At 56.2% G+C, this 13,461-nt stretch carries 10 protein-coding genes; all 10 read left to right on the top strand.

Annotated features, from left to right (window positions below):
• Positions 1 to 27: 27 nt before the first annotated feature.
• Positions 28 to 1,980 (top strand): stage V sporulation protein D, encoded by a 1,953-nt coding sequence (locus tag HMPREF1207_RS04730; RefSeq protein WP_009671774.1) that lies wholly within the window; start codon positions 28 to 30, stop codon positions 1,978 to 1,980.
• Between the two features lie 100 nt (positions 1,981 to 2,080).
• A complete protein-coding gene (locus HMPREF1207_RS04725) occupies positions 2,081 to 3,568 on the top strand; it encodes a UDP-N-acetylmuramoyl-L-alanyl-D-glutamate--2,6-diaminopimelate ligase (protein WP_009671847.1) in 1,488 nt (495 codons plus the stop codon).
• Complete coding sequence (locus HMPREF1207_RS04720; protein ID WP_009671830.1) at positions 3,565 to 4,989, top strand: UDP-N-acetylmuramoyl-tripeptide--D-alanyl-D-alanine ligase; 1,425 nt, start codon at positions 3,565 to 3,567, stop codon at positions 4,987 to 4,989. Before HMPREF1207_RS04725 ends, HMPREF1207_RS04720 begins: the two co-directional genes overlap by 4 nt.
• A gap of 175 nt (positions 4,990 to 5,164) precedes the next feature.
• The gene (mraY, locus tag HMPREF1207_RS04715) at positions 5,165 to 6,127 is read left to right on the top strand and encodes a phospho-N-acetylmuramoyl-pentapeptide-transferase (RefSeq protein ID WP_009671823.1); all 963 of its coding nucleotides are present in this window, start codon (positions 5,165 to 5,167) and stop codon (positions 6,125 to 6,127) included.
• Positions 6,128 to 6,130: 3 nt separating this feature from the next.
• Positions 6,131 to 7,519, top strand: a complete 1,389-nt coding sequence (gene murD, locus HMPREF1207_RS04710; RefSeq protein WP_009671806.1) for a UDP-N-acetylmuramoyl-L-alanine--D-glutamate ligase — start codon at positions 6,131 to 6,133, stop codon at positions 7,517 to 7,519.
• Positions 7,520 to 7,628: 109 nt separating this feature from the next.
• Positions 7,629 to 8,726, top strand: a complete 1,098-nt coding sequence (gene spoVE / locus HMPREF1207_RS04705; protein ID WP_009671812.1) for a stage V sporulation protein E — start codon at positions 7,629 to 7,631, stop codon at positions 8,724 to 8,726.
• A gap of 5 nt (positions 8,727 to 8,731) precedes the next feature.
• A complete protein-coding gene (gene murG / locus HMPREF1207_RS04700) occupies positions 8,732 to 9,862 on the top strand; it encodes an undecaprenyldiphospho-muramoylpentapeptide beta-N-acetylglucosaminyltransferase (RefSeq protein WP_009671791.1) in 1,131 nt (376 codons plus the stop codon).
• Between the two features lie 210 nt (positions 9,863 to 10,072).
• Positions 10,073 to 10,978 carry a UDP-N-acetylmuramate dehydrogenase gene (gene murB / locus HMPREF1207_RS04695; RefSeq protein WP_009671831.1) on the top strand — a complete coding sequence of 302 codons (906 nt, stop codon included), beginning with the start codon at positions 10,073 to 10,075 and terminating at the stop codon, positions 10,976 to 10,978.
• Between the two features lie 15 nt (positions 10,979 to 10,993).
• Positions 10,994 to 12,280, top strand: coding sequence for a UDP-N-acetylglucosamine 1-carboxyvinyltransferase (murA, locus tag HMPREF1207_RS04690; RefSeq protein WP_009671778.1), 1,287 nt, complete (start codon positions 10,994 to 10,996; stop codon positions 12,278 to 12,280).
• 84 nt (positions 12,281 to 12,364) lie between these two features.
• Positions 12,365 to 13,309: a cell division protein FtsQ/DivIB gene (locus HMPREF1207_RS04685; protein ID WP_009671801.1), complete on the top strand. Its 945-nt coding sequence runs from the start codon at positions 12,365 to 12,367 to the stop codon at positions 13,307 to 13,309.
• Positions 13,310 to 13,461: the final 152 nt, after the last annotated feature.

The raw sequence follows: 13,461 nt of genomic DNA, 5'->3' as shown, positions 1-13,461 counted from the left end.
TGACTTGTCTGGAAGGGGAGCGAATCCATGCGAGTGTCCAGCTTTACCGTGCGGCGCCGGTTGTTTGCCGCACTTATTTTGGGAACGGTCTTGTTCGCCGCTCTGATCATCCGGCTGGCGTATGTGCAGCTTTGGCTCGGCCCCGGTTTATCGGCCAAAGCGGAGGACTCCTGGCGGCGGGAGATTCCTTTTATGGCCAACCGCGGCGAGATATGGGACCGCAACGGAGAGAAACTGGCGTATAACATCAGCACGCCGTCCATAATGGCCATCCCGGTCCAGCTTAAAGATCCGAATGCAACGGCGGCCAAGCTTGCGGAAGTTTTGCAGGCGCCCGTCGATTCGATTTACAAGCAGATTACGAAGCGGGAACGCATTAACGAGATCAAACCCGCCGGACGGAAAATTACGCTGGAGAAGGCGCAGGAGATTAAAGCCCTGAACCTGCCCGGTATCGTAGTAGCCGGCGATAACCGCCGCTATTATCCGTTCGGCAGCCTAGCGGCGCATATTCTCGGTTTCACGGGAACGTACAACCAGGGGCTTACGGGTGTGGAGAGCAAGTATGACAAGCTGCTCACCGGCATCAAAGGCAATGTCTCTTATCTGGCAGATGCTGCCAATCGCAAAATGCCGGGTTCCACCGAACAGTATAGTGAGCCGAAAGACGGTCTGAACCTGCAGCTGACGATCGACCAGCACTTGCAGGCGGTGCTTGAACGGGAGCTGGACCAGGCGATGGTGAAGTACCAGCCGAAGCACGCCATCGCTATTATGATGGACCCGAACAACGGGGAAATTCTCGCCATGGGAAGCCGGCCGACTTATGAGCCCAGCAATTTCGGGAAATACCCGGTGGAGACATATAACCGGAATCTTCCGATCTGGATGACGTACGAGCCCGGCTCAACGTTCAAGATCATTACGCTGGCCGCCGCGCTGGAAGAGAAGAAAGTTGACTTGAAAAACGAAAGATTCCATGATCCGGGAGCTATCGAAGTCGGCGGAGCGAGGCTGCGCTGCTGGAAGCGCGGCGGGCACGGGAGTGAATCGTTCCTGGAAGTCGTGGAAAACTCCTGCAATCCCGGTTTTGTCGTTCTGGGACAGCGCCTGGGCAAGGAAACCCTTTTCGACTACATCAAGCGTTTCGGCTTCGGAAGAAAAACCGGAATCGACCTCGGCGGAGAAGAGAACGGAATTATGTTCAAACCTTCGCAAGTGGGTCCGGTCGAGCTTGCGACGACCGCTTTCGGACAGGGGGTATCCGTTACGCCGATTCAGCAGATCACAGCCGTTTCGGCGGCGATTAACGGGGGTAAGTTATTCAAGCCGCATGTCGCCAAATCATGGATAGAGCCCGAAACGGGACGTGTGATCGAAACGGTCAAACCGGAGTTGGTGGATACGGTAATCTCGGAAGCGACGTCGAAGCAAGTCCGCGAGGCGCTGGAAAGCGTCGTGGCAAAAGGGACCGGCGGCAATGCGTTCATTGACGGCTACCGGGTCGGGGGCAAGACGGGGACCGCCCAGAAAGTCGTAAACGGCCGTTATTCGCCGAACGAACACATCGTATCCTTTATCGGATTCGCACCGGCCGACAATCCCAAGGTGGTTGTCTATGCAGCGGTCGATGATCCTCAGGGCATTCAGTTCGGGGGATTGATTGCCGCTCCGCTTGTCAAGAACATCATGCAGGATGCGCTCCGGTACATGAAGGTGGAACCGGACAAAAACCAGTTGACCAAAAAATATAAATATGGCGAAACGCCGGTTGTAGAAGTGCCCGATCTGGTGGGAGCCACCGTTCAGGATATCTACGAAGACCTGAATTCCGACTTCCTGATTGCCAAGTCCGGCACGGGAAATACGGTGATCAGCCAGGCGCCGAAGCCGGGGACGAGAGTAGACCGGGGTTCAACAATTCGTGTATACTTATCTAATCCGCCGGAAGGCGCTATGGACAAAAAAGAGGGGCGCTGATTGTTTCGGCGCTTCTTTCTTGTCAGGCTTTTGTCCATACTGATAGAAAGAACACATAGAATAGCAAATGAAATGTGCCAATGGTGGGAGGCGATTTGACATGGAGCTGAAGGAATTGGCTTCTCAGCTTTTAATTTGTCAACTCATAGGTGAAGAGACAACAGAAATATCAGGCATCGCTACCGATTCCCGTCAAGTACGCCCCGGTGATTTATTCGTCTGTGTGCCCGGATTCGTGTCCGACGGCCACGACTTCGCTCCGAAAGCGATAGAGCTCGGGGCGGCAGCGCTTGTGACGGAACGGAAACTGGAGCTTGATGTTCCGCAGTTGATCGTAAAGGACGCCAGATACGCGATGTCGGTCTTATCGGCATGCGTTTACGGATTCCCGAGCCGGAAGATGAAAGTGATCGGCATTACGGGGACGAACGGCAAAACGACGACAAGTTTTCTGGTCGAACATATTTTACGTGACCAGGGCTTCCGGACGGGGCTCACGGGAACGATTTCCGCCAAGATCGGTTCGAAGTTTATTCCTATGGAACGCACGACGATGGAAGCCTCAGATCTGCAAAGGACTTTCCGGCTTATGGCGGACGAAGGAACCGACTATTGTGTCATGGAAGTGTCTTCCCATGCGCTTGATCTAGGCCGGGTCAAAGGAGTCCGTTTCCGTGGAGGCGTTTTTACAAACCTGACGCAGGATCATTTGGATTATCACGAAACGATGGATAAATACGAGGCAGCCAAAGGACTTCTGTTCTCACGTATGGGGAACGAGTTTACAGGGGATGCCGGAGATAAACAGTATGCGGTTTTAAACGCGGATGACCCTTCAGCGGAGCGTCTGGCCAAATTGACCTCGGCGGAAGTCATTACATACGGAGTTAACCGGGATTGCGACGTCAAAGCGACCAACATACGCATTACGGCCAAAGGGACGGAATTCGACGTGGTTTCCTTTGCGGGAACGGAGCCGATGCGCATGAAGCTCGTAGGTTTGTTTAACGTTTATAATGCGCTGGCAGCCATTTCCGTATCCCTTGCCGAAGGGCTCTCTCTGTCCCGAATCCGGGAAAGCCTCGGCAGCATGCCGGGAGTGGACGGCCGCATGGAGATTGTCGATGAAGGCCAGGAATTTCTCGTCCTGGTGGATTACGCCCATACGCCGGACGGTCTCCGGAACGCGCTCGGTTCGATACGCGAATTTGCGCAGGGCCGGATCAAATGCGTGTTCGGGTGCGGGGGAGACCGCGACCGGACGAAGCGTCCTCTCATGGGGAAAGTGACGGGGGAGCTGAGCGACGATGTGTACGTGACTTCGGACAATCCGCGGACGGAAGATCCCGGCATGATCCTGCTCGACATCGTTCCCGGGCTGGTCGAAGCGGGCGTCGACGAGAGCCGTTATAAGCTTCTTGTCGACAGACCGGAAGCGATCCAAAAGGCTATTGAAGAGGCAGGCCCTCAGGATGTAGTATTGATAGCGGGAAAAGGACATGAAACCTACCAGGATATCGCCGGGGTCAAGCACGATTTCGATGACAGGCTGATAGCCCGTGCCGCATTAAGGAGGTTACTGTCATGAGAAAACTTCCATTAACGACTATAGCCGAGCTGGCCGGTGCGAAGCTGCTGATGCCGCCGGGACCGGATAACGGCGCCGACGGAATCGTGATTGACGCGGTATCCACGGATACGCGTACGATCGCGCCCGGAAGCTTGTTCGTTCCTCTCGTCGGAGAACGCTTTGACGGGCACGAGTTCGCGCCGGATGCCGCCGCCAAAGGCGCTTCGGCCGCTTTGTGGCTGGAAAGCCGGGAGGAAGGCCGTCCGGAAGGACTGCCGCTTCTACTGGTTGACGATACGCTGACCGCCCTGCAGAAGCTTGCGCACGCGTACCGGAAATCATTGAACGTTAAAGTGGTCGGCATTACGGGCAGCAACGGGAAAACGACCACGAAGGATATGATGGGGGCCGTTCTCGGCACGGTATACAACGTACACAGAACTAAAGGCAACTTGAACAATCACATCGGTCTTCCGCTTACGCTGCTCCAGCTTGACGATACGACGGAAGTGGCCGTGGTCGAAATGGGGATGAGCGGCCGCGGGGAAATCGAGCTGCTCTCCGAGATTGCCGAGCCGGATATCGCGGTCATTACGATGATCGGTGACGCTCATCTGCTGCAGCTCGGCTCCCGCGAAGAAATTGCCCGTGCCAAGACGGAAATTCTCAGCGGTCTGAAAGACGGCGGCACCTACGTGTTCCACGGGGATGAGCCGCTGCTGCCGCTTGTGCTTCCGGATATGAAGCAGCCGGCCCGTTTGAGTCAGATCCGCTTCGGGCGCGGTCATACGAACGATTTGTACCCGACTTTTATCCGAATGGACGGGGATGGCACCCATTTTTCGATCAACCCGCGCGGTTCGGAAAGCGACAAGGATGCGCAGAAGTACTACATCCCGCTTCTTGGCGAGCACAATGTCGACAACGCTTTGGCGGCTATCGCAGTAGGCACCGCGCTGGGAGTTCCCGATGCGGACATACGCAGAGGACTGGCCGGCATGCAGATGACCGGCATGAGAATCGAGAAGCGTCTGACCTCTAGTGGAGTGACCGTGCTCAACGACGCTTACAACGCTTCGCCAAGCTCCATGAAAGCCTCCATCCGGCTCGTCGAGCAGTTGGAGGGATATCCGCGCAAATATGTGGTCCTTGCCGACATGCTGGAGCTGGGCGAGGATGAAATCCGGTATCACCGGGAAATCGGCTCCCTTCTGTCGCCGGACGCTTTGACGGGCGTATATGCCTACGGGCCGCTCGGCAGACAGATCGCGGAAGCGGCCGGGGAGTCGTTCGGTCCTGAACGCGTCCACTGGTTCGAGGACAAAGCGGAACTAACCGCAGCGCTCCACGCTGCATTGAAATCGGGGGATCTCGTTCTGATCAAAGGGTCCCGGGGGATGAAGCTGGAGGAAGTGGCGGAGGCGCTCTTGGCAAAATAGGCGCTATTGCCGCAACCTGGCGGCGTCTGCCGCCGTCAGAGAAGCATAAGAGCAAACTCATCCGGCTTGGACGGCAGCTGCTGAATCGGCAGGCTTAACCCGCTTGCCGTGTCTATACCCGAATCGAAACACGGAGCAGCTTTCCGGCAGGAGAGCTTGTAGGAGGATATCAAACGTGGAGTTAAAAGTGATCTTATTCACGATGGGAGTCGCATTTCTGCTCGCTCTTATCATGGGCCCTCTGTTCATTCCGCTACTTCGGAGACTGAAGTTCGGACAGACCATCCGTACGGAAGGCCCGCAAAGCCATCAGAAAAAACAAGGGACGCCGACCATGGGCGGCATTATCATATTGATCGCGCTCGCGATTGCGGCGCTCCGGTTTGCCGACAGCAACACCGAACTTTGGATTTTGCTGATCGCGTCGCTCGGATACGGGCTCGTCGGTTTTCTCGATGACTATATCAAAATCGTGTTTAAACGTTCTCTCGGCCTCACAGCCAAGCAGAAGCTTATCGGCCAACTGGTCGTATCCGCCGTGGTCTGCGTGCTGCTTGTTACGTCCAATCACAGTACAACTTTGTTCGTGCCGGTGCTGGATGTTTCCTTCGATACAGGCTGGCTGTATTTCCCGCTGATGACGATTCTGATGCTTGGCGCATCCAACGCGGTTAACTTTACGGACGGCCTTGACGGTCTGCTTGCAGGCACGAGCGCGATCGCGTTCGGCGCTTTTACGATCATCGCGATGAACAATACTCAACCGGAAGCGGCTATCTTTTCTGCAGCTATGGTGGGAGGCGTTCTCGGATTTCTTGTGTTCAATGCCCATCCGGCGAAAGTATTCATGGGCGATACCGGCTCGCTGGGAATCGGCGGAGGTCTGGTAGCGGTGGCGATCATGACCAAAGCGGAGCTCCTGCTTGCGGTTATCGGCGGCGTTTTTCTGATTGAGATCTTATCGGTTGTCATCCAGGTTATTTCGTTTAAAACAACAGGCAAACGCGTCTTTAGAATGAGCCCGATTCACCATCACTTTGAACTGGTCGGCTGGTCCGAGTGGCGGGTTGTCACCACTTTCTGGGCAGCGGGTCTTGTTTTGGCGGCACTGGGACTATACATGAATGAGGTGTTGTAGCAAATGAAGCATCCGAGTGAGTACCGGGGTAAGAAAGTGGTCGTACTCGGCCTGGCCCGCAGCGGGGTTGCGGCGGCCAAGTTTTTTCATGAAATGGGAGCGGACGTAACGGTCAATGACCGGAAAACGCGTGAAACGAGTCCCGAGGCCGACGAATTGGAAGCCTTGGGAATTTCTGTTGTCTGCGGGGGGCATCCGCCTGAACTGGTGGGAGAAGATACGGCTCTGATCGTCAAAAATCCCGGCATTCCTTACGGGGCGTCGCCGGTCGTCCAGGCTGCGGAGCACGGAATCGAAGTGGTGACGGAAGTGGAAGTGGCGTACCATATCTGTGCGGCTCCGATGATCGGGATTACGGGAAGCAACGGCAAAACCACGACGACGACGCTCATCGGCCTGATGCTCGAAGCGGGCAAGCTGAACCCGATCGTTGCGGGCAACATCGGCCGGGCTTTGACGGAGGCGGCGGCGGAAGCGAAGCCGTCCGATTGGATGGTCGTAGAGCTGAGCAGCTTTCAGCTTAAAGGCACGAGGGAGTTCAGGCCGAAAATCGCCTGCCTGCTCAACGTGTACGAAACTCATCTGGATTATCACGGCTCCATGGAAGACTATGTGGCCTCGAAAGCCAAGCTGTTTGCGAATCAGAAGCAGGATGATATTGCGGTGCTGAACGCCGATGACGAGGTATGCAGGAAGCTGGCCGGTGAAGTATCTTCGGAAGTCCTTTTGTTTTCCAGGCAGCGGGAGCTGGACAAAGGGGTTTATCTCTCCGGGGACGGCGTGCTGACTTACCGGGATGCAGAGGGCGGTACATACCCGATTTTACCTGCCAAAGAGCTGGGCATTCGCGGTTCTCATAATATCGAGAACGCCCTTGCGGCATCCGCAGTCGCTCTGAGCGCAGGCGTGCCGGTCGAGGTGATCGCAGACGTCCTGCGGACATTCCGCGGTGTTGAACACCGTCTCGAACTCGTGGGAGAATTCGGCGGCGTGGCTTATTACAACGATTCGAAAGCGACGAACCCCGCCGCCACGACGAAGTCTGTCGAAGCGTTCGAACAAAGTGTCATTCTGATAGCAGGCGGCTTGGACCGCGGTTCGGACTACAAAGAAATGCTTCCGCTGCTTGCTTCGCGCGTGAAAGCCGTCGTAACGCTCGGCGAGACGAGGGAGAAAATAAACCGCGTTGCCCGTGAAGCCGGATTGGCCGACATCGAAACGGTCGATACTGCTAACAGCACGGAAGCAATCGGTGAGGCCGTTCGGGCTGCGAGCAAGCTGGCAGGGGAAGGGGACATCGTTCTGCTCTCTCCGGCATGCGCCAGCTGGGATATGTTTGCTTCTTACGAGGAACGGGGACGCATGTTTAAGGAGTCCGTGCATAATCTGTAAGGAACGGGTAGTCAAGCCTCCTTCGTCCGCTTCCGGATTGCGGCAGCGTCAGTCAGCTTAGTTTTCAGGCTATAGGCACCCGATATTCTTATTCGTAAGAGGTGTCCCTATGGCTAAAGCGCGTTCCGCTCCGGATGTATGGATTCTGGTTTCGACACTGCTCATTTTGACGATCGGCGTAATTATGGTGTACAGTGCCAGCGGAGTGCTGGCCTTCCGTGAATTTGGCGACTGGTTTTATTATTTGAAAAGGCAGCTGCTTTTCGCGGTGCTCGGTATCGTCGCCATGTTTTTTACGATGAACACCGACTACTGGGTGTGGAAAAAGTACGCGAAGGTCGGCCTGCTCATTTGTTTCGGCCTTCTGCTGGCGGTTCTGATCCCGGGGATAGGCGTAGTTCGCGGCGGCGCCCGGAGCTGGCTCGGAATCGGGTCGTTCGGGATTCAGCCTTCCGAATTTATGAAAATCGGCATGATTGTTTTTCTGGCCAAGCTTTTGTCTGACAGGCAGTCCCAGATCACGCTGTTTACGAAGGGGCTGCTGCCTCCTCTGGGGCTCGTTGGCCTGGCCTTCGGCTTGATCATGCTTCAGCCGGATCTTGGCACCGGAGCGGTCCTGGTCGGCGCCTCCCTGCTCGTGATCTATACGGCGGGGGCCCGCATTCTTCATTTATCCTATCTTGCCATGGCCGGAGTCGCAGGCTTCGTCGGCCTGATTATTGCCGCCCCATACCGGCTGCAGCGGATTACGGCCTTCATGGACCCGTGGTCCGACCCGCTGGGAGCGGGCTATCAGTCCATCCAGTCGCTTTATGCGATCGGACCGGGCGGGCTGGCCGGACTGGGGCTCGGAATGAGCAGGCAGAAGTACAGCTATCTGCCCGAGCCCCAGACGGATTTTATCTTCTCGATCATCGCCGAGGAGCTCGGTTTTATCGGCGGTGCGGCCGTTCTAGTCCTGTTCACGATTCTCGTATGGAGAGGCATGCGCACCGCTATTACAGCACCTGACACGTTCGGCAGCCTTGTTGCCGTCGGTATTGTGGGAATGATCGCCGTCCAGGTGATTATCAACATCGGCGTCGTGATCGGAATGTTTCCGGTTACGGGGATTACGCTTCCGCTTATAAGCGCCGGAGGCTCGTCCCTTACCCTGATGCTGACGTCGATCGGCGTGCTGCTCAACATATCCCGCTATTCGAGGTGAAACGAATGCGTATCGTATTCAGCGGGGGAGGAACCGGCGGTCATGTTTACCCGGCTTTGGCCATTGGGGAACAATGTCTGCAGGACCACCCCGATTCGAAATTTTTATACATCGGCACTAGCTCCGGCCTGGAGCGTGACATTGTCGCGCGTTCCGGGCTGGATATGCCTTTTGAAGCCGTAGAAATTACAGGGTTCCGGCGTAAGCTGGCGTCCCTGGACAATGTCAAAACCGTGCTGCGCTTTCTGCGCGGTGTGGGCCGTGCCAAAAGCCTTCTCAGGGAGTTCAAGCCTGACGCGGTGGTAGGCACGGGGGGCTATGTCTGCGGTCCGGTCCTGTATGCGGCCGCCAAGCTGGGCATTCCTACGCTCGTGCATGAGCAGAATGCCATTGCGGGACTTACGAACCGTTTTCTGAGCCGCTACGTGTCGACGGTAGCCGTCAGCTTCCGGGGAACGGAAGGAATCTTCCCTCAGGCCAAAAAAGTCGTCTACACGGGCAATCCGCGCGCGACTTCTATGGTAAATGCGGACGCGGCCCGCGGGTTCTCCTCGCTCGGATTAACGCCGGACGCGAGACTCGTTGTCGTTGTGGGAGGGAGCCGGGGCGCCAAAGCCATTAACGAAGCGATGGTCGAACTGGCTCCGCTCGTACATGAACTGCCCGGTGTGCAGTTTGTATTCGGAACGGGCCAGCCCTATTTCGAATCAACCGCGCAGCGGATTCAGGAGGAGGCGGGTTCGGTTCCGGTTAATCTTCAAGTCCTTCCGTATATTCATAACATGCCGGAGGTTTTGGCGGCGTCCAAGCTTGTCGTGAACCGTGCCGGAGCGTCTACCATGGCGGAGATTACAGCCCTTGGAATTCCTTCCATCTTAATCCCGTCGCCAAACGTGACGAACAACCACCAGGAGCACAACGCCCGCTCTCTTTCCGACGAGGGCGGCTCCGTAACGCTGCTTGAGAAAGATTTAAGCGGCCGGGTTCTTTTCGACCAGATCGGCAAAATCATGGAAGATTCCGTCCGCTGGGAACATATGGCGAAACAGTCTGCAAAGATGGGCCAGCGGGATTCCGCCGCACTTGTCGTCCGGGAGCTGGAACGGATTGTATCCGCCGGACAACGGAGGCGCTAAAAGGCCGCAGGATCAAGCTTTTACAGGGAACTAGATGGGCCATTGTCACACTCTATCCGATTTAACATAAACTACACTATAACCGTGGCAGACACCTAAGGCAAAGCCGCCCGTACCGACTCCCGCTTTTGCCGGTAACGAATAACCGGGAACCGAAGAATGCCGGGAAAGGGGCTTTTCAACCTTGAGTTCTGTGAAGGAGGTTTTCCCATGCACCAGTTAATTACAGACTTGCAAGCGGCTCAGGTGGGTGAGGTCCTGAAGAACGAGAAGCTGGCACCGTACACAACCTGGAAAATCGGCGGTCCTGCCGATCTGCTCGTTATTCCGCAGGATAAACAGAAGCTGGTTGAGACGATCCGGCTGCTCGGGCAGCACAAGGTTCCCTGGACTGTCGTCGGGCGCGGATCCAACCTGCTTGTGGGGGATAAGGGGATCCGGGGAGTTGTCATCAAATTAAGCCGGGCTCTGGAAACGCTGCGTTTCGACGGCAGCACCGTCTACGCGGGAGGAGCCTACTCGTTTATCAAATTATCCGTCATGACCGGCAAGGAAGGATTAACGGGGCTCGAATTTGCCGGAGGTATTCCGGGATCGGTGGGAGGCGCCGTTTACATGAACGCGGGGGCTCATGGTTCTGATGTGTCACGCATTCTTAAACAGGCTGAAGTGCTGCTGGACACAGGGGAATTGATCATCATGCAGAACAGCGACCTGCAGTATGCTTACCGGCATTCGGTGCTGCATACGCTGCCGGGCATCGTAACGGAAGCGGTCTTCGAACTGCAGCCGGGCGACCGGAAGGAGATCGCGGGCGCAATGGCGGCGTACAAGGACCGCCGGCTCAGAACGCAGCCGCTGCAGCTCGCCTGCGCAGGCAGCGTGTTCCGCAATCCGCCGGGCAATCATGCCGCCAAGCTGATCGAAGAAGCAGGCCTGAAAGGCACGCGGGTAGGCGGGGCGGAGATTTCTCCGCTGCATGCCAATTTCATTGTGAATACCGGAAATGCATCGGCCGAGGATGTTCTGGCCCTCATTGCTTTGGCGCAGAAGACTGTACGGGAGAAATCCGGTGTGGAGCTGCAGCCTGAGGTACTGGTGGTGGGCGAGAGGTAATTCGGAGGTGAGACATTGGAGAAGTTGGTAATCGAAGGTGGCATTCCCCTCTCGGGAGCCGTTCGGATCCAAGGTGCCAAAAATGCGGCGCTTCCTATTCTTGCAGCCAGCATAATGGCGTCTGGAACCCACACGCTGCGCAATGTCCCGAAGCTGCTCGACATTGAAGTCATGCTCGGCATACTCCGTTCCCTGGGGTGCAGCGCCGAGCACAAAGAGGACGCGGTTGTGCTGGACACAACCGGTTTGAACAGCACGCACGTTCCGGAAGAACTGATGAAGCAGATGCGTTCGTCTATTTTTCTGATGGGTCCGCTGCTTTCGCGCTTCGGAACCGTCCAGGTTTATCAGCCCGGCGGCTGTGCGATCGGTGAACGCAAGATCGATCTGCATCTGAGAGGGCTGCAGGCGCTCGGAGTTACGATCGAGGAAACCGGCAGTACGATTATTTGTACCGCCGAGGACCTGAAGGGCGCCGATATAACGCTAGATTTTCCAAGCGTGGGGGCCACCGAGAACATCATGATGGCTGCCGTTCTAGCCGACGGGATCACAACCATCTCCAACGCCGCACGGGAGCCTGAAATCCAGGACCTCCAAAACTTCCTGAACGCGATGGGAGCGGACATAATCGGAGCGGGGACCGATACTATCACTATACGTGGCGTCCGCTCTTTACATGCCTGCACGTACCGGATCATTCCGGACCGTATCGTTGCCGGTACCTTTATGGTGGCGGCGGCCGCAACGAAGGGCAGCGTAACGCTGGAAGGAGTGTGTCCCCAGCATCTGAATGCCGCCATTCATGTGCTGAGACGCGCAGGTGTTCAAATTACGGTGCACGATGATATAATAAATGTGCACGCTCCAACAAGACCGCGGGCGGTCGAGCGTATCGTTACTGCACCTCATCCGTCTTTTCCGACAGACTTGCAGTCGCAAGTTATGGTGCTCCTTTCCCTAGCAGATGGAATCAGTATAATGAAAGAAACCATTTTTGAGAGTCGATTCAAGCATGTGGATGAACTCACCCGAATGGGAGCGGACATTCGCGTCGATTTCAACTCGGCATTTATACGCGGTGTACCGAGGCTCTACGGGGCTACGGTCGAGGCTACCGATCTCCGTGCCGGGGCTGCGCTTGTCATAGCGGGGCTGGCCGCACACGGCACTACCGTCGTGGAACAAATCCACCATGTCGACAGAGGGTACGACCGGATCGAAGAAATGCTCACCCGGCTGGGTGCGCGCATTCGCCGGCAGGCTCCCGTACCGGATCAAGCGCCGGTCACCGGTGAATAATGCAGTGCCTCTAGTCCCTTCCTGCTTACAGGAGGGGATAAGAGGGTTTTACACGTTCACAAGGTTATGCACAAGGAAGCGGGGGTGTCAGGCTTGCCAGAAGAGAATAAAGTTCCGGTGCTGCCGAACCCTAAACCGAGAAGGACGCGCACCAACCGGAAGCTGCTTACGCTCTTGTTCCTGTTTTTCGTAACGATTCTCGCCGTTCTCTTTTTTCGCTCGTCCTTGAGCCGGATCAGTGAAATCAAGATCGAAGGCAACGAACTGCTTTCTTCCGAAGAAATCGGACAAGCCGCTGCCGTCCGGAAGGGCGATCATTTTTTTGCGGCCCGTTCGGAAAACGTACGCGAGAGGGTTGCGGCCCTCCGTATGGTTCAGTCCGTTGAAGTTTCCAAGCATTTTCCGGGACAAATCAGCATCATGGTGCACGAGTATCCTCGCGTTGCGTTCCAGTTCGGGACGGACGGCGTGAAGCAGGCGGTGCTTGCCGACGGTTCCATCGTTCCCGTTGTCAAAGGAGACTTGCCGGTGGACAAGCCCATTTTGACCGGATGGACCGAGAACGATCCCAACCGCATCGCCCTTTGCAAAGCGTTGGCAGCCATTCCGGCCGGGTATTTATCGGACATTTCGGAGATACGCCCGGACCCGTCGGAAGCCTACAAGGACAAGATCAAGATGTACACCCGCACCAAGTTCGAAGTCGTGACGACAGTTGGTTATCTGCCGAACAAAATTATGAATTTGTCCGCTTACATCACGAGTATGCAGGGAAGCGAAGTGAATTCCGGCGTGCTGGTGCTGCTGGAAACAGACGATCATTTGCCGCTGGATACGAGTGCCGCCGGAAACAAAGGCAAAGCCGGCACCGCCTCAACCAAAAAGCCCGATCCCATACCGAAACCGGACGGCAGTGCGAAACCGACTTCCACTCCCAAAAAGGATACCACCCGCAAGTCCGATACGGGCGGTAAGGAAGGCAAAACGGACACACCAGGTACATCGAAGGGATCGCCTGCTCCTAACTAGGAGGGAATTCCGCCGGACAGGCCTCTTTATTTAAAGGAAGGGATTGGTAACAGGCGCCATTGCGCCCTGTAATCTATGAGACTTTCAAGGGAGGAATCGATAGGGGAGCTGCTAGCTTTTCGAATGGCCGAAAGGCTGGATGAAAGGCGCTT

The sequence above is a fragment of the Paenibacillus sp. HGH0039 genome, from assembly GCF_000411255.1.
In the GTDB taxonomy this organism is placed as follows: domain Bacteria; phylum Bacillota; class Bacilli; order Paenibacillales; family NBRC-103111; genus Paenibacillus_F.
This window is presented reverse-complemented; position numbering and strand designations above follow the sequence as displayed.